A 17,186-nucleotide genomic window follows, 5' to 3' on the forward strand; every position below is an offset into this window, starting at 1 on the left:
AGACCGGGAACCGGGCGATCCGGATCCCGGCCCCGGTTTCAGGCCCGCTGCAGGGCCCCGGCCACCGCACTGCCATCCGCAGGCAGGGCCCGACCCATCATGTCAGAGCCATAGGGCCGCAGGTCCTCGGGGATCTGGGCCAACTGGGTTGTGACAGAGGGGGTGTAATCCCCGTTGCCCTGGCCATTGGTCCCACTCTGGTCATTGGCAAACGCGACCTCGAGCGGGGCGATGGTGGTGCCCGCCTGCGTGCCGTCGGACGCGATGTCGCCAATCCACGAGAGCGGATAGAAGGCCCTGTCGCCATTGTCCCGGCTTTCCCCCTTGAGGATGGTGTTGCCATGGGCGCCGACCTCGTAGCGGATGTTCCAGTTGCCCACCCGGGCCGGGTCCGTGCCCCCGCTCTGGTAGCCGAAGAAATCGCCTGCCTTCGTGTTGCGCTCGTAGAAGATATTGAAGCGCATGACCGTCAGGTGGTCGCGCCGGGTCGCGCCGCCTGCATCGGTGTAGCTGATATTCGCGCGCCCCCCGAGGAAGGTGTTCCCGATCAGGGTGATGTTTTCGCTGCTATCCGTGTTGCCATCGCCATTGATCAGGAACCCCGGCCCCGAGCCGCCATTGCCGAACACCTCGAAGACATTGCCGATCAACCCGATGCCGAGCGTGGTCGTGGTATGGTTGATGGCCAGGGCCTGCAGGTAATCGCTGCGATGCGCGGAGATGAAGCTCCAGCCCACGAAAAGACCATCTGCCCGGCCGGCCGTGTTCGGGGAAATCTGGCCATTCGGGATCCGGCTGGCCACGCAGGCCACGGTGGACGGGGCCAGGAAATTGCCGGCGCAACCGATGATCTTCTGGGCGCCGACCTGGCTGCTCTCCTGGGTGCAGTCCTCGAAATAGGAGGCATCATAGCGCCAGAAAAAATTGGCTGTCGGGGCAAAGCCGCCATCATCAATCGCGACATTCTGCATCGCGAGATAGGTGGCCCGCGCGCTGGTGCCCGCGTCGATCATGCGAATGGCCGAGGCGGTCCTGCGCCGGATTGTGAGGTTCCGCACGCGCACCTTCTCGGGGAAGCTGGTATTGGTGCTGGACCCGCCATCCTGATAGATCACATTGGCCGGCGTGCTCCCCGGCACGCCCTCAATGGTCATGCAATAGTCGTCGCAGACCCGGTTCGGCATCACCGAATGGGTATGGACGGCCTCGACAAGCCGGATCACCGAGCCATCAATCGCACCCCGTCCGGTATTGGCGTCATGCCAGTTGCGCAGTGCCGCCGAGGCAAGGGCGGTCGTTGCAAAAGGGGTGGCCGCCGCGGCTGCCGGATCCGTCGAGACCGCTGCGCCGCCCCCCGCGGCCGGATCCACATAGGCATAGAGGGTCTGGCGCCAGTTGTTGCGGTTGTTGCCGAAGGTCAGCACGCTGTTTTCGGATGCGGGCTTGCCGGCGGTCATGTCGCTGACCCGATGCACGCTCCCGACCCAGGGCAGGAATTCGGCGTCGATGGTGAACGTATTCCCCCTTGCCCCGGCCGAGGACAGGGAGGAGATATCCACGGTGCCTTCATAGGCGCAGGCCGTATAGCCGCTGCTGGCATATGGCACCGGCAGGCAATCCGTGACCAGAAGACTGGCCTCGGCCCCCAGATGATCCCGCACGATGAACCGCACGCCGGCCACGGGCTGGCCCTTGCGCGCATGGCGATGCGCCACGGCGATCCGGAGCGAGACGCTGTTCTGTCCGGCGCCGACCTCCTGGCGGTCCGGGACCAGCCAGGCGAATTGCGCATGGGGCGGCATCCGGCCGGAGCTGTTCGTGGCCCCGCCAAGCGTGTCGCTCGCATAGACATAATCGCTCAGGGCGACCATGTCCGCCGTGGGGGTGGCCTCGCCGGGTTTGCGGACCCGCGCGGTGATGGCGATGACCTCGTCAAAGGTCGTCTCGGCGCCGCTCGTGTCAAAGCCCGTACGGGTCACAAGCGCCTGACTGCCGGTGACGTCGGCGGGTGGTGCGGGCCATACCGCCTGCCAGCCATCCCCGGACACCATGCTCAGGGGGGAGGAATCCACGGGACGCGCCGCCACGGTCACGGATGTGCTGAACAGGCGCTGGTTGCCGGCGTCATCCGAGACGGTCAGCGTGAGATCCAGAACGCTCCCTTCCTGCAGGATGTGAGAGGCCGGAACCGCCGCGCCATCGCTTTGATAGAGCGCTGTCACCGAGGTGATCTGACCCTCTGAACTGGCAAAATTGCCGGGCGAGAGCAGGGCCGCCGGCACAGCCTCCTGCGCGGTCTGCCCTTCCGTCACCGGAGCGAGATCAAGAGAGCCCTGCGCCGTGATGACAAGGACCGGAGCCTCCCCCGCCAATTGGGCCGGTACGACAGAAATTGCGAATCCGATCATCCGATCTGCTCCATCAGGGAAGAGGCGGGCACAATCTGGCGGGCCATTCTGTGTCGGGCGGAGAGAGGAGAGGAAACGGGCATGCTGGATCCCTTTGAGTGCGAAAAGACCTGAACGGTCCGGACATGGCGATGGCGACAGCCTGACACTCCGGGCCAGGGCCAGGTGGTCGCGATCTGTCAGACTCGGAAAGTAAGCCCTGCCGGAACCGGCCAAGGGGCGCGTTGCATGCGCGTGCGGGACCACGGGGAGGTGACACCCAGGTCTCCGGAACGCATGCCCTCAAGCTAGAGGGCCGCCATGAACAAGTGCTGAAGTCACCGTACGGTGCCCGGAGCGCGCGCGGTGCCGGGGCTCTGCCCGGTGGTGATCCGGGCCGGTCCGGGCGGCGCTACTTGCGCATCGTGGGCACTTTCAGCGCCTTCATCACATCCCGGCGCATCTCGACGTTGAAGGCCAGACGCAGGCCGACCAGCGCGGCCAGAACCGCCCCGGTGATCAGCAGCTCGAAGAACATTGTCTCCAGTTGCAGCCAGTCCCGCAATCCCAGCAGGAGCGCCAGGGAGCCTGCCGCGAAGACCGCCTCGCCAAGAAAGGTCCGTCGCACGGTGTCCAGCGTCAGCGGGGTGTAGCGCAGGGACACGACCGCCATCAAAGGCACCATCCCGAAGACCAGCGCCAGCATATAGCCCGCCACCAGCCCGACCACGCCGAACTGGGCCCCGGTGAACAGGGCTGCGAGCAACAGGCCGGTTCCGGCCAGCCGGGCCAGAAACAGCTGCTTGCTGCGTCCACAGGCCACCAGCGTCCAGAGAAAACTGCTCAGGGTCAGGGCGGTCATCGGCAGCAGGCCAAGCCATGCCAGCAATGGCACCACCCCGGTCCAGTCCGGCCCCAGCAGGATCCGCACAAGGACATCCGCACAGGAACAGACCAGAAGGCCGATCGGCACCATCACCAGATTGGCGCGGGTCACCTGGCGCATATACATGCTCTGGAACTCGGCCCGGTCATCCTGCAAACGGCTGAGCGAGGGGATGAACGCCCCGGACAGGGGCGAAATGATCCGCCGCTGGGGCATCTGGGCAATGGTCTGGGCCCGGTAGAACAGGGCGGCATCGGTCGGGGCGAAAAGCCGCCCGATCACCACCAGCTGTATGGAGCGCGCGAATTCTCCGAGCAGGCGCTCCGCGGCGAGATAGCCGCCAAAGCTCAGGGCGCTGCGCGCCTCCTGGAACTTGTATTTCAATGGGCTGGAGGGCAGCCAGCGGATCAGCACCAGCAGATAGAGCAGGTTCAGCACTTCGGTCATGACCAGCTGGATCACCAGCGCCCAGTATCCCGCCCCGGCCAGAGCCGCCCCGATTGCCATGACCGCGGCGAGGCAGGCTGCGCCGAACCCGCCGATCTCGATCTGCCGGATCCGCATCTGGCGGCGCAGGATGGCCACATATTGCGCGGTCAGCACGGACAGGAAGATATAGGGCGACATCCAGACAAAGACCTGCGCCGCCTCCGGCACGTCGTAGAACACTGCCGCAGGGCCGCCCAGAAGCGCCACCGCGATGGACAGGGTCGCCCCAAGCGCCACATTGGTCCAGAGCAGGGTCGAGGCCAGCTGATGGGTCACATGGGGGCGTTGGACCACCGCCTGCGCCAGCCCGAATTCCGACAATCCCGTGGCAATCAGGATGGCGGGCATGGCCATGGCGATCACCGCCTGCTGTTCGGGCGGGACCAGACGGGCCAGCACCGCGGTCGATCCCAGCGCCACGATGATCTTGGCCGCCGCAAAGAGCAGCACCGTGATGGCGGACCGCCCGGTGCGCGAGCCCAGCCCCTTGGTCACGCCGGTGACATCAAAGACCTGGTCGCGGGGATCGGCCCGATCCTGATCGGTATCTGGAGAAGAAGAACTCGTCATGACCGCATTCCCGGGGCGTTGCTGTCCTGTCTATGCGGACCTTCGCATAGTCGTGTAATCTGCAAGGGGTTACAAAATCATCACGCAACGCGCGACGATCTGACACCGCCTCCCGCGTGGCTGTGCCCGACAAGGGGGCGGATGCTGGCGGGATCGCCCCTGCGGGAGACAACGGGGATCCGGACTGGGATCAGAACTGGGCCCCGCCCGCCCCTTGCATCGGCCCAAGCACTGCCCTTGTACCGGCCTTCTACTGGCCCTGCGGGACCGCCCTGTCTGCCGTTCCGGAGGGTGGCGCGGCTATCTGGCACCGGCCTCGAAGGCGCCGAGCGTCGGCGGGTCGGCGCGCGGGGTGCCTTGCAGATCCGTGGGCACGGCGGCGTCCTGGCTTCCGGCCCCGATCAACGGCCCCCCGGGCTTGGGGCGGAAATCCCGATCCAGAGGAGCCGCGAAAAAGACGCTTGGCACCCGGATCCCCAGATTGCTCTCCTGCCAGTTGGCGACCCCCTGAAAGGCCATGGCCACATTGTTGCGCACCTCCACATTCCCGGATTTCCAACCATTGCGATTGTCGCGCAGCAGGATCCAGGGGTGGTCCGCGGGCGTGCCGCTGATATTGACCACCGTGTTATTGGCAATCAGGCTGTCGGTCCCGGCATAGACCGAGATTCCGTGAAACGCATCGACCGCGACCAGATTGTTGCGGATGACAATGTTGCGGTAGATGCCGTCGAACAGGCTGATCCCCTGCAGCTTGCTGCGCAGGGGGTGATCTGCGGGACCGACCCATTCCAGGATGGTGTTGTTCTCGACAAGGATATCCGAGACGCTCTTGCGCCCATCGGGATCCTCATGGGTGGCCCAGGTCTGAAAGCCATCATCATGGTTGTCATCCACGGACACCGCGTTCTGAACATGGTTGCCCGCGAAGACCGAGCCATTGCCCAGGCCGCGCAGGCCATCGCCACTGAACCCGTCCACCCGATTATCCCGAACCTCGGCCCGGGCACCGGTGGTCGTGATGCCAAAGGTCACGGCGGTGACCACGCTGTCGCGCACGACACTGTCATCGCCATCGACCCGGATCCCGTTGGCGCGCCAGTCCACCAGCCACTGCTCGGCGCTCCAGTTCAGATAATCCTCGGGCGCGGTGGCGTTGCCGCGCACATCAAAGCCGATGATGGCGACATCGCTGGAGGTCCGATCCACCTCCACGAGATTGCCGGGCTTGGTGGCCGGGCGGAGGGGCCAGACCGACAGGTCATGAAACCGCAGCCCGTGGCTGTCCCGCACCAGCAATTGCTCGGCATGGACCTGCCCCGGGGTCTGGGCGACGATCTCCACGGGCGGGTCGTAATCGGCCTTGGCGATCTTGATCTGCCCATAGGCCCCATCGCGCAGGACCACCCGGTCTCCCCCGGTGACCACGCCGCTGCGCAGGGCCTTGTGCACGGTGGGGAACGGCGCCTCGACACTGCCATCGGCCTGCGCCTCATCCGCCCCGGGGGCCACATGGACATCCCGGGCCAGCGCGGCACTGGTCAAGGCGCAGATCGCGGCGAGCACCAGGCCGGCGCGCGAGACAGCCCCGCCTGTCACGCCAGAAGCGCCCGGCACCGCAGATATCCCGCATAGGCCAGATAGCGCGGATTGGTCGGCGTGGCCCGCACGGCCAGGGCCGCATGGCGCGCGGCGGCCTTCCAGTTCCGGAACATGCGATGCCCGCCGGCAATGCGATGATGGTGCCGCGCCAGGGCATCGGGATACCGGGCCAGAAGCGCTTCGTGCTTGGACAGGACATATTCCTGCGCGGCCAGGCGTTTCTGGCTGGATCGTGTGATCGAGTTGTCCGACATGCGCTGCACGACCAGATCCTCATCCACGAAGGCCACGGGCCCCTGCTGGGCCACGCGCAGCATCAGCTCCCAATCGACCAGGGCGCGCAGGTCCTCGTCGAACCCGCCCACGGCCTGGAACACATCCCGGCGGATGATCAGCATCTGGGTCGAGATATAGCTGCCCCGGGTCAGGCTGGGCAGGATATCCCCCTCCAGCGGCGCAGTGGCCGGATCGGGAAACCGCGCCTGCACCGCCGTTTCAGGGCGGGCATCGGCCTTGACCAGCATACCGCAATAGGCGGCCACGAAGTCACTGTTCTCAAGCCGGGCCATCTGCTGGCGCAGCTTGTCCTGCATCCAGACGTCATCACTGTCCTGAAAGGCGATCCAGGGGGCCTCGGTCAGGGCCACCCCGTGATTGCGGGCCGCCGAGGGGCCGCGCGGGCCGGGATTGCTCGACACCCGCACCCGGGGATCGGCCATCGCGCGCACCACATCCATGGTGGCATCCGTCGAGGCGTCATCGACCACGATCACATCCAGATCGGTGAAATCCTGGTCCAGAACACTCTGGACGGCCTCGGCCACCGTGTCCTCTCGGTTGTGGCAGGGAATGATCACACTGACCTGTGGGGCACTCATGCTGTGCTGTCCTTTCGCGGAGTCGTATCGGTGAAACGGGATCGCCGGAGGGACCCTGCACGGGTCACTTGCGGCTCCGGGCTCTCGGGCTCTGTCCCGGCAGAGGCGGGGCCGCCGGTCTGTGGCTCTCTGGCGTTCGGGGCGAAACGCGAATAGCGCGCGGCTTGTGGCTGCGCGGCCGGGCCGTCCCCGGCCTCCCCCGCCGCATCCGGGGCGGTCGCGGCCTGCGGAGAGGCATACATCCACGCCCCTGCCCCCAGATAGAACATCGTGAAGACCGACATGTTGCCCCAGATATGCACGGTCACGATCGTCAGGCTGATCCCGATCAGGGCCACCGCGTGGCCGATGCGAATGGCGGCGACCTCCGGGTCGGCCAGAGTGGCCCGTGAGAGCAGCCAGATATGGGCCACGAAGGCCACGAGCAACAGCACTGCCCCCACGATGCCGTAGCGCATGGAGGTGAGCAGCCAGAAATTGTCCACCGAGGATGTCAGCCAATGGGGCCGTGGCCAGTCATTGAAACCGATGCCGAAGATCGGGCTGCTCTGCACGGCGGCCCAGCCCGCATCGAAGATCGCGATCCGGGTATAGCCGGTGAGCGGGTTGAAGGTGAGCGAGTCGATCAGGATCGTCACCGGCGTCCGGGCCGATAGCAGGTCGACCCCCACATAGAGCACGGCCGTGATGATGATCAGGGCCTTCCACCGCCCCCGGCTGATCCAGGCCCAGCCCAGCAACCCAAGCTGCAGCAGGCAGGCCAGCAGGGGGGCCGAAGACAGCGCCATCATCGTCGTAAAGAGTGACAGGCCCACCCCGATCCCGATCTTGACCAGGTTCCCCCGCGCAAGGGCGACGAAATTGGCCAGGGTCAGCGAGCAGAACAGTCCCCACAGGATGGGGTGATCGAACACGCCATAGACCCGTTCCATCCCCAGGCGCCCATAGGCACTGCGCCCCCGGAAGGGGGTCTCGAAATACGGACGCAGCAGGTCGGGGATCACCAGTTTCCCGGTGATCAGTTCGATGAGCACGAAAGGCATCAGCACCAGCAGCGCGATCAGGATGATCCGGAACAGGCGCCGATAGCCAATGGCATCCTGGACCAGCACCCGGCCGACGAAATACCCGCCCGTCAGTTCCACCGCCGTGATCCCGGCAAAGGGAATACGCGACGGCCCCTCGATCACGGTCAGCGAAATAATGATCCAGACCCCGTGGAGCAGGAAGAACAGGTCGACTATCGTGAAGCGACCCGCCTGTCCGGACATGACCTTCAGGGCAAAGGGAACCGTCGCCACCAGCAGGAAGAGCCGGGTTGGCGACAACAGGAAACCAGCCAGTTCAAAGGATGCGGGCGTCAGGATGGTGATGATGAACAGCACCAGCAAGGGACCGGAGGATTGGGCCCGGGCCGCATCGCCCTGCAAGCGGAGGCGAGACGCATCTGGAATCCGTGTGTCCAGCGCTGTCACAGATCTTCCTCGGTCTGTTCATGGAGCGGCGCGATCGTCACAAGGGATCGGTCAAGCCGATAGCCCCGTCGATCCAGGCGATAATACTGAAGACGTGTTAGCAAAACAGACCGTTACAAACAAGGTTTCTAAGGTTAACTGGCTAACAGATCCGCCCTGTCAATCCCATGCGGCGCAGTCGCGGGGCGGCCCGGTTTCCGCCCGATCGGAAGAGATCCGCCCATGAGCCCCTTTGCCCGCGGCGCAATGACCGGAATCCTGGGGGCCCTGGCGGTCGGATCGATCGGGATCGGCGCGACGGCCCTGGTTTGGCCCGAGACCGGGATCCTCGGCACGTTCGGGCGGATTTTCGACAGTCTCTCCCTGCATATGCTGGGGTTCGGGGCCTGCCTGGGCCTCTGCCTGGCCGGGCTGGGGGCCCGGCGCAGCGGGGTGGCGCTGGGGGGTGTGGCGCTGCTTGCGGCGGGGCTGTTGCTCTGGCCCCTGCGCACCGCTCCGGCCCCGGCAGAGGATGCGGTTTCCGCGGGATCCGGGCTGCAGGTGCTGTGGTTCAATCTCTATCAAGACAACGCGACCCCGCCCGAGACACTGGCCGAGGCCCTGATCGGGAGCGGTGCCGATCTGGTGGTGCTCGCCGAGGCCGCCCCCCTGCGCCCGGTGCTGGAGAAGCTGGCCGGGACCTATCCCCACCAGCTCGGCTGTCGCGGGCGGGTCTGCGCGACCCTCGTGCTGTCGCGGCATCCCCTCGTGCCGGACCGTGCCGAGATGATCGATGGCGCGCGCAAGGGGCGGCTTGCGGCTTTTGCGATCCAGCCCGCAAAGGGCGCGCCCCTCTCGGTGGTGGCCGCCCATCTGACCAAGCCCTGGTATCACGGCTTCTTCGATGTGGATCTGTGGTACCTGCTGGACCGCTCCGCCGCGGCGGAGGGCCCGCTTCTGGTGATGGGGGATTTCAACGCCACCCCCTGGAGCCGTCCGATGCAGCGCATCCGCGCCGAGACCGGGGCGCGCGCGCCGGGTTGGCCCGTGGCCACATGGCCCGCCGGGGCGGGTGGCCTTGGCCTGCCGATTGATCATCTGCTGGTGCGGGACGGGGCGGTGCTGGGCCCGGTCACGCCCTGGGGCGCGGGGCTCGGCTCGAACCATCGCGGGCTGCTGGCCCGGATCCGCTGGTCCGGCGGCGCATGAGCCGCCACCGGCGCGCGCTCAGTCGAGCGGCGCGGCGTCCGGGTTCATCTTGCGGGACGAGACCACCCGGGCCGGGCTGCCCACGGCGATGCCCATGGCCGGAACCTCGCCGCGCACCACCGCATGGGCCCCGATGATCGCCCCGTCGCCGATCCGCGCGCCGGGCAGGATCACCGCCCGCGTGCCGATCCAGACATCGCGCCCGATCTCGATATCGGCCTCATCCATGGCCTGCTGGGTCACCGGATGGCCATCCTCATAGCGATAGCTCGCCGCCGTCAGCATCACCTCGGGCCCGAACAGCACGTCATCGCCGATCCGGATCCGCCCGCTGCTCGGGCCCGCCCAGATCACGCAGCCCGCGCCGATATTGACCCGGGCCCCGATCTCGATCCGCTCGGGGTTCGAAAAGGCCGCCGTGGGGCTGATATTCACCCCCGGCCCCCGGGTGACTTTCCGCAGGGGCTGCACATGGGTGTAGTTGTAGTAATTCACGATCTTCAGCAGATGCGCCCAGGCCCGCGGGTCGAGCACCCCGCCCAGCAGCCGCATCAGCTTTTGCGGTTTGGTCAGCCGTTCCTTGTGTGCCGGCGTCTGGGCGGAAACGGGCGCGGCGGGCGGCAGTGTCTCGGGGCTCATGCGGCATACCCCGCCAGCCATTCCTTGCGCCGGGCCCAGATGCTGCGCCATTTCTCGCGCGGGCCGGTTTTGCCGGTCAGGGCGATGATCTGCGCGGCGCTGACCCGCACCGCCCCCCAGAGCCACATCAACCCGATGCCCAGGGGCACCATGCCCGGGGACCAGTGATCGCGGATCAGGCTGACCCGGGATTTCGCGACCATGACCACCTTGTCGGCCACCCGGCCCGAGGAGGCGCCCACCAGATGCATGATCTGCGCATCGGGGGTGATCATCGGCTGATAGCCCTTCTTGGCCGCACGCAGGCAGAGATCGGCCTCTTCGCCATACATGAAATACTTCAGGTCGAACCCGCCCAGCTCTTCCCAGAGCTCCCGGCGGATCATCAGCAGGCAGCCCACCACGATATCGACCTCGCGCACGCTGTCGCGCTGCCAGCTGCCCATGCCTTCGGGGTTGAACAGGGCCGAGCCGCGGAAGGCCGCCGTCAGCCCCACCGCCATGCAGAAGGCCGACCAGGGGGTGATGCGCATCCAGCAGGACGCAATGTTCAGGCTGCCATCGGGAAAGACCGTGCGCCCGCCGGTGATCCCCGCGCCGGGGTTGGCCTTGGCAAAGGCCAGCAGCGCATCGATCGCCCCGGGATGGACCTCGGTATCTGGGTTGAGCAGCAAGAGCCACTCGGTCCGGGCCGTGGCCGCAACCACGTTATTGGCCTTGGCAAAGCCGAGATTGTCATCGGACGCGATCAGTTCCACCTGCGGAAAGTGTTCGGCCACCGCCTCGGCAGAGCCATCGGAGGAGGCATTGTCATAGACCACCGTGTGAAACCGGGTGTCCTTCGTGTTGGCATAAAGCGTCTCGAGACAGGCCAGGGTCAGCTCACGGGTGTTGTAGCTGACCACGATGATCGTCAGCTCGGCTTCGGCGGGCTCTGCGGCGGCCAGGGGCGCGGGCGCCTCTGCGGCCAGATCCGGGCTGGGGGGGGCTGCTGTCACCATGAAACGCTCCTGAGGGCCGGAGGAAAGGGGAAGGCGGGCTGCGCGCGTCCCATCAGATCACACGCCGATCTCGGCGCAAAGCGCGATAGCTGCGGGATCGAGCGGCCGGGCGGCGGCGGCGAGATTGCGGCTCAGGCTGCGCTCGGAGGCCATGGAAGCCAGCACAACGCCCTCGGCATTGGCCGCAAAGGCCCGCGCCATCAACAGGGCCGAGGCGGCATCCTCGGGCGCGCCGTCATAACCGGCCTCGGCCAGACGGGTTTGCAGGGCTCGGTCGGATTTGAGCTGCCCGGTCAGGGCCGCCAGTTGACCGGCCACGCCAAAGACCGAATGGGTCACGCTGCCCAGACCCTGATCGGCGGCCTGCCGAGCCAGATCCGCGGCACCAGCCCCGAGGGGTTGAGCGAGCTGGATCACCCCGAACGGGGCGCCCTGTGCGAGGGCGGCACGGGCGGCCTCTTCCTGCCCGGCCACGGCAATGGCGCGGGCCTTGCCGCTGGCCAGCAGATCCTCGAGCGCGCGCAGGATCTCGTCCCGGGCCAGATCCGCCGGATCGGCGTTATGGAGGGCATAGACCTCGACCCGGTCCGTGCCGAGCCGGGTCAGACTGCGCTCCAGCGAGCTTTGCAGCAGCTCGGGCGTCAGGGGGATGGATCTGTTCGAGGTGGCCCCGCTGCGCCGGATCGCGGCCCGCAAGGGACGCGCCACCGCCACCACCGGGCGCAGGGCGCTGCGGATCAGCCGCTTGGCCGGGCTCTGGGCCGGTGGGACGAGGCCAACCTTGGTGCAGATCTGAACCGTCTCGCGCCCGCCGCTCTCGCGCAGGAACCGGCCCAGCAGGCTCTCGGCCTCCCCGGCCCCATAGGCGGGGGCGATATCGAACCAGCAGATGCCCGCGTCGCGGGCGCGGGCCAGAGCCCTGGCCGACTGGGCAGGCGAGACCCGGGAGCCGAGCGAGGCACAGCCAAATCCGAGACAGCTGGTCGATGCCCCCAGCCCGGGCAGGGTCACGTCACGCATGGGATGTCTCCGGTGCCGCCTCGGGTGCCGTTTCGGGGGCTGCCTCGGGGCGTGCCTCCCGCGCCGTTCCCGGCCCCGGGGCCCCCACTGCCGGGGTCTGCTCGGTCAGCTTGTCCACCAGGCGCAGGCCCAGCTGCAGGGCCGCAAGGGTCGGATTCGCCTGGGACGAGGTCGGCAGGATCGCGGTGGAGGCCACATGCAGGTTCGGCAGATCGAAACTCGTGCCCCAGCCATCGACCACGGCATGGCGGGGATCCGATCCCATGCGGATCGTGCCCACCTGATGGTTGCCATGGCGCGCCTCGACCAGCACACCCTCGGCCCGTGCAGCCCCTTCATAGCGATAGACCAGCCGTCCGAGCCCGGAGGCGGTCAATGCCGCGTCCAGCGCATCATGGGCCCGCAGCACGGTCTCCACATCCCGCTCGGAGAAGCGGAAATCGATCTCCAGCCGCCGCAGACCGCTGGCATCCCGGGCCTCCGACAGGGTCAGGCGGCTCTCGGCGCCGGGCAGATGCTCGGAATGGAATTCCAGCCCATAGCGCTTGCCGGGGTTCTCCAGAAAGAACCCGGGGATCCGGTGCCGCGCCACATGGCGGTTCCACAGGAACCAGGGCACGAAGCTTGCCGTGCGCAGCAGATCGCCCAGCACATTGCGCAGATGGGGTCCGCGCGTCCAGGGCTTGGGCCCCATATGCTTGAGCCGGATCGGCTCGGCGATCAGCCGGGAGCCGAGCCCGGGCAGGCTGAGCGCCAGGAACACGGCCGACAAGGGCCCCGAGCGATGCTCTGCCTGGGAAATCTCGGGCACCACGGGCCAGAAGGCCACATTGGCCAGGGCATGGTCCTTCTGGGTGGCCTCGGTGGGGGTGATGCGGCGGCGCACATAGGAGCCATGGGCATCCACGTAGAAATTCATCGCATCATGGAGCGCGTCATTCTCGAAGACGATATCCGCGATCTGACCGTTCACATGCCCCATGTAATAGCGCCCCAGCGGGCCGTCGGGGCCGCCAAAGAGCGCCGGGGTCTCCGCCTGCAGGGCGAGCAGCAACCGGGTCGAGGCATTGCCCCCCGCCGCCAGCACCACCTGGCGCACGGGCAGTGTCGGGGTCTCGGACCGGGCAGGCCAGCCCGGGCTCCACAGATGCAGGGCCGTGACCCCCTCCTCGGCGCCGTGATCCATCCCGGTCACGGTGACACCCAGGGCCACCACGAGCTTCGGGTCGGTCTCGATCCGGTCCTGATGCACGACCTGGGCCCGGGGCTGATTGGTCCAGCGCTCCAGCCGGTCGGTCTCGAACCCCGGCGGGTTGGCGTCCAGACCCGGCACCGGATCGTGGAACACCGCCTCTCCCGCGCCCAGGGCCGCGCAGGCCGGGGCAAGATAGGGGGCCAGATCGGTCTCGGTGACAGGCCAGTCCGGCAGATCCTCGATCCAGGGGCGCGGCGCGAAATCGATCCCGTCAAAGGGCACGCAGCGCCCCCCCCAGAGGTTCGAGGCCCCGCCCAGACGCCGGGCCACGGTGATCTCGGGGGTGTAATGGGTGTCCGGCGTATGCAGCGCATCGGCGGCCAGATCCTGCGCCGCGTCGGTCGGGCCCTTCTCGCCGCTTTCCAGCACGAGCACCCGCTGGCCCTTATCCGCCAGCGCGCAGGCCAGGTTCAGCCCCACGGGTCCGGCGCCGATCACCGTGACATCCCAGGCGGTCGCGGTGAGGGTCTCAAGATCGGGGGAGGCGAGCAGCATCAGGCGGTCTCCTGTGACCGGGCAGTCTGCTTGCGGTCTAAGACATGGCCTTGCGGTCCTGCAACACTCCAGTGTGACGCAGGACCGGCCCGCCTGCCCCAAGGCAATGCTGGGGACAGTACGGGCCGGCACAAAGCTGAAATTCTGGGCGTCGCGCAAACACCCGGCCGTCCATGTTCCGCGTCAGATATCAAAGATCATGCTATCCACAGGCAGGGTTGAAAACAGATCGTCCGCCGGATCCGGCTCTGCGGTCTGGGCCGGCTGATCCTCTTGCGCGTCCGACAGGCGGTTCTGCAGGAGTTTCAGGGCCAGTGCCATCATCAGATCCGTATTCGCAGGCTCTTCCTCGGAGACCATGCGCGCACTCATGGCGGCATCGACAGCCAGGTCTGTATCTGACTCCATGTCCACATCCACATTCACGTCCGGGGACACCAGATCATCGGAGATGAGGGTCAGGGGCTGCGCGTCCTCGGCCTCGCCGCCGGCCGCCAGCATTGCCGCCTCGGTTTCCGCCATGATGATGTAATCCACCGCGACTTCGCTCCGGGTCATGGCCTCATCCAGGATGAGGATATCGTCAACCAATGCCTCGGCGCTGTCTTTCCAGGTATTGCCGAACAGCAGGCTGTGGCGGCCCGTGGACAGAAGCGCGCCCGTGGCGCTGGCCTGCCCGACGAGGAACCCGTCCACATGCAGCTCAAGCCCCTGCCCGCCCGGAGTCCCGTCATAGACAATGACGATGCGCTGCCAGTCCATATCATTGAGCACACCGGGCTCCGTGGTGATGGCGTATTTGCCATCGGTGGTATTCATGTTGAGCACCAGAGCGCCGGACTCGAGCACCTGCAGGCTGAGACCGCCATGCATGTGCAGGAACACACCATCATCCCCATTCTCGGGGGTCTGCAGGGAGAAGGCGATCGAATAGGCCTCGAGATCGTGGAACTGGGTCTCCGTGCGGTTGATGACCAGCTTGTTGGACCCGTCGAGTTCGAAACCCTGGCCGCGCAGCCCGTCGACCAGAACCTCGCCGGTCTTCGAGACCGTGCGCAGCGACGTGTCGGTGCCGCTCTCGTCGATGATCCCGTCCTCGAAGCTGAGCTCGAGCAGGGTATTGCCGTCCGGCTCGGGCCAGTCCACGCCGCCGCCACTACCACTGCCGCTGCCGCCCCCACCGGTCTCTTCGCCTTCGGGGGGATCGACCACCGGGAAATCGGTCCGGACAGACTTGGTCAGGCTGAAATTGTCCACCGTCCCCTGAAGACTGTCATTCCAGGAATTGCCGATCACCAGGTCATGCAACGTCCCGGTCGGCGCGATGATCCCGGTGGCATCGGTCTGCGCGGCCAGCGTGCCATCCACATAGATCCGCAGACCGCCATCCTTCTCGCCGAAGGTGAAGACGATGTCATGCCAGGTGCCCTGCTCCACGAGGCCCGGAATGGTCTCGAGCGTGAAGGAGCCGTCCGATGTGCGCAGGGTCAGCGCGACAGCCCCCTTGTCGGTGATGCTGGCATTCAACGTGTTGTGCATGTGCAGGAACGTCCCGGCATCCCCACCCGGATCGCGCTTCAGCGAGATCCCGATGGTGAAGGTCGCCATGCTGTGCAGGTGCTCGTTCTCCCGGTCGAGCTGCAGCTTGTTGGTCCCGGTCAGCTGGTAGCCATTCCCGTCGACCCCGGCCACGGAGGCCGTGTCTCCGATCTCGGTGATCGTCGTGCCATAGGTGCTGGAATCCGCGATCGCCCCATCGAAATCGAGAGAGACCAGTGTGTCCGCCTCGACCAATGTGCTGCGTGTCACACTGTTGGAGCCGGAGGGCGTGGAGACGGTCAATGTGACCTCCTGCACCCCGGGATCGTCAAAACTGTGAACAACTTCCAAACCCTGCAGGATCGTGCCGTCCGAGAAGGTCCAGACATAGGCCGTGTCATCCTCGGGCAGCAGCCCCTCGGGCCCGAAGGAGAATGCGGCACTGTAGAGAACGGTGCCGAAATTCCCCGTGGCATGCTCCTGCGAGATCACCGCGGTGACCGGCCCGGTCTGCACATTTGGCTGCGTTGCCGCAGCGCCGTATTCCCCGGCCCACTCGCTGGTCGGGCGCAGGGCCAAATCACGCAAATCGACATCGCCGCCGTCAAATGCGTTTACGAAGTTCTGGCCGACATAGTTATCCAATGCCGGGTTTTCAAAATCAACAATCACATTGCGAGAGTCGACATTGTTTCCACTTACGATCCCATGGGTGATATTCTCGCTGACAATGCCGTTCTCAACTCCGGAAAGCCGAATTTGCGGCGGATTTGATTCCGGTTCTGCGGTCGGCGTGGAAAGCATGGCCGCCCCGGCATTCCACAGGAGGGTGTTATTGCTTATATTCACGCCATCTGCATATTCAATGGTCACACCATGGATATGGCCATTGTAAATAACATTGTCTTCGACAGTAATGTTCTTGTATTTCACGCCCGAATCTGGAAAGGTCTCATTAAGGATGAGGATGGATTGGGTTGCGGCGCCACCAGCGCTATTGAGGAAATTGCCACGAATGACAAGATCTTCGGTATTGAGGGTGTTATAACCGGCGGACCAGACCTGAATCATGTCCGAATGGTTGATGTCCTGGCTGGTGCCGTAAAAGGCGTTGAACGTGTTGCCCTCGATCAGGGTATCCTGCACGCCGGACAGGCGCACCCCGTCCCCGGAGAGTTCCGAGAAGGTGTTTCCGATGATCTCGGATCCCACACTGTCGATGATGGCAAGGCCTTGATAGTAGTTGGAAACTTGGTTCCCAACAAAGGTAAAGTCGTCACTGTCCCGCACTAGGGCAAAGGATTCCCCCTGCGAGATGCTGGGGTCTGAACCGTCGTAATAGCCATTGGCGGAATTGACGAAGACGTTGTTCTCGAAAGTGATGTTCGAGCTGTCCAGGATCTCCAGATCCTTGCCTGACAGATCAGACTCAACACTGTTGAAAGTCAGTCCCGAAAAGGTAAGGTTCTGGGATTGGATGAGCTTGACTTGCTCAAAAACCGGGGGATTGTCGGGGTCCGCGGCTGTGATGACAATTTCGCCGTCCGGCGTGCCCCCTTTATAGCGACTGATGGCATATGGATCGTCCGAAGCTTCGACTTGGATGATGCCGCCACCTTCCTTGGCCAAGGTGCTCATCGCAACAGCCAATTCTTGTGAGTTTGTTACTGTTATTACTGAGGTGGGCATTTTTGGCTCCATTGCGCATGGGAACATCAGAGCGCACGAAGCACCCTTTATGATGTATCAATTCCTGGAGTCA

11 protein-coding genes are annotated in these 17,186 nt (G+C 65.7%); 1 reads left to right on the plus strand and 10 read right to left on the minus strand.

Annotated elements, in window-relative coordinates; translation table 11 throughout:
* Nucleotides 1-38 precede the first annotated feature (38 nt).
* From ACP150_RS20475 to ACP150_RS20495, 5 genes are all read right to left on the minus strand, one after another.
* Nucleotides 39-2,408, minus strand: a complete 2,370-nt coding sequence (locus tag ACP150_RS20475) for a hypothetical protein (protein WP_424968564.1) — start codon at nucleotides 2,406-2,408, stop codon at nucleotides 39-41.
* A 391-nt stretch (nucleotides 2,409-2,799) separates the two neighbouring features.
* Nucleotides 2,800-4,332: an oligosaccharide flippase family protein gene (locus tag ACP150_RS20480; RefSeq protein WP_424968565.1), complete on the minus strand. Its 1,533-nt coding sequence runs from the start codon at nucleotides 4,330-4,332 to the stop codon at nucleotides 2,800-2,802.
* A 300-nt stretch (nucleotides 4,333-4,632) separates the two neighbouring features.
* On the minus strand, nucleotides 4,633-5,949 hold the full coding sequence (locus tag ACP150_RS20485; RefSeq protein ID WP_424968566.1) for a right-handed parallel beta-helix repeat-containing protein: 1,317 nt from the start codon (nucleotides 5,947-5,949) through the stop codon (nucleotides 4,633-4,635).
* The gene (locus ACP150_RS20490) at nucleotides 5,928-6,812 is read right to left on the minus strand and encodes a glycosyltransferase family 2 protein (protein WP_424968567.1); all 885 of its coding nucleotides are present in this window, start codon (nucleotides 6,810-6,812) and stop codon (nucleotides 5,928-5,930) included. Before ACP150_RS20490 ends, ACP150_RS20485 begins: the two co-directional genes overlap by 22 nt.
* Entirely contained in the window at nucleotides 6,809-8,242 is a 1,434-nt protein-coding gene (locus ACP150_RS20495; protein WP_424968568.1) for an O-antigen ligase family protein, read from the minus strand. Before ACP150_RS20495 ends, ACP150_RS20490 begins: the two co-directional genes overlap by 4 nt.
* A gap of 291 nt (nucleotides 8,243-8,533) precedes the next feature.
* Here ACP150_RS20495 and ACP150_RS20500 point away from each other — a divergent pair, with 291 nt between their 5' ends.
* Nucleotides 8,534-9,475, plus strand: a complete 942-nt coding sequence (locus tag ACP150_RS20500) for an endonuclease/exonuclease/phosphatase family protein (protein ID WP_424968569.1) — start codon at nucleotides 8,534-8,536, stop codon at nucleotides 9,473-9,475.
* An 18-nt stretch (nucleotides 9,476-9,493) separates the two neighbouring features.
* Here the strand turns inward: ACP150_RS20500 and ACP150_RS20505 are convergent, their stop codons facing one another.
* From ACP150_RS20505 to ACP150_RS20525, 5 genes are all read right to left on the minus strand, one after another.
* Nucleotides 9,494-10,114, minus strand: coding sequence for an acyltransferase (locus ACP150_RS20505; RefSeq protein ID WP_424968571.1), 621 nt, complete (start codon nucleotides 10,112-10,114; stop codon nucleotides 9,494-9,496).
* Nucleotides 10,111-11,115: a glycosyltransferase family 2 protein gene (locus ACP150_RS20510; protein ID WP_424968573.1), complete on the minus strand. Its 1,005-nt coding sequence runs from the start codon at nucleotides 11,113-11,115 to the stop codon at nucleotides 10,111-10,113. The genes ACP150_RS20505 and ACP150_RS20510 overlap by 4 nt, the downstream gene beginning before the upstream one ends.
* 57 nt (nucleotides 11,116-11,172) lie before the next feature.
* Complete coding sequence (locus tag ACP150_RS20515; protein ID WP_424968574.1) at nucleotides 11,173-12,135, minus strand: aldo/keto reductase; 963 nt, start codon at nucleotides 12,133-12,135, stop codon at nucleotides 11,173-11,175.
* A complete protein-coding gene (locus ACP150_RS20520; RefSeq protein WP_424968575.1) occupies nucleotides 12,128-13,885 on the minus strand; it encodes a GMC oxidoreductase in 1,758 nt (585 codons plus the stop codon). Before ACP150_RS20520 ends, ACP150_RS20515 begins: the two co-directional genes overlap by 8 nt.
* A 183-nt stretch (nucleotides 13,886-14,068) precedes the next feature.
* The gene (locus ACP150_RS20525; protein ID WP_424968576.1) at nucleotides 14,069-17,062 is read right to left on the minus strand and encodes a LamG-like jellyroll fold domain-containing protein; all 2,994 of its coding nucleotides are present in this window, start codon (nucleotides 17,060-17,062) and stop codon (nucleotides 14,069-14,071) included.
* Nucleotides 17,063-17,186 lie beyond the last annotated feature (124 nt).

Origin of the sequence: Dinoroseobacter sp. S375 (assembly GCF_049800775.1) — a bacterium.
Taxonomy (GTDB): Bacteria; Pseudomonadota; Alphaproteobacteria; order Rhodobacterales; family Rhodobacteraceae; genus Dinoroseobacter.

Excerpts from the sequence above, each read along its gene's own strand:
- ACP150_RS20475 (WP_424968564.1), bottom strand. The coding sequence starts at position 2,408 with ATGATCGGATTCGCAATTTCTGTCGTACCGGCCCAATTGGCGGGGGAG.
- ACP150_RS20480 (WP_424968565.1), bottom strand. The coding sequence starts at position 4,332 with ATGACGAGTTCTTCTTCTCCAGATACCGATCAGGATCGGGCCGATCCC.
- ACP150_RS20490 (WP_424968567.1), bottom strand. The coding sequence starts at position 6,812 with ATGAGTGCCCCACAGGTCAGTGTGATCATTCCCTGCCACAACCGAGAG.
- ACP150_RS20500 (WP_424968569.1), top strand. The coding sequence starts at position 8,534 with ATGACCGGAATCCTGGGGGCCCTGGCGGTCGGATCGATCGGGATCGGC.
- ACP150_RS20505 (WP_424968571.1), bottom strand. The coding sequence starts at position 10,114 with ATGAGCCCCGAGACACTGCCGCCCGCCGCGCCCGTTTCCGCCCAGACG.
- ACP150_RS20510 (WP_424968573.1), bottom strand. The coding sequence starts at position 11,115 with ATGGTGACAGCAGCCCCCCCCAGCCCGGATCTGGCCGCAGAGGCGCCC.
- ACP150_RS20515 (WP_424968574.1), bottom strand. The coding sequence starts at position 12,135 with ATGCGTGACGTGACCCTGCCCGGGCTGGGGGCATCGACCAGCTGTCTC.
- ACP150_RS20520 (WP_424968575.1), bottom strand. The coding sequence starts at position 13,885 with ATGCTGCTCGCCTCCCCCGATCTTGAGACCCTCACCGCGACCGCCTGG.
- ACP150_RS20525 (WP_424968576.1), bottom strand. The coding sequence starts at position 17,062 with ATGAGCACCTTGGCCAAGGAAGGTGGCGGCATCATCCAAGTCGAAGCT.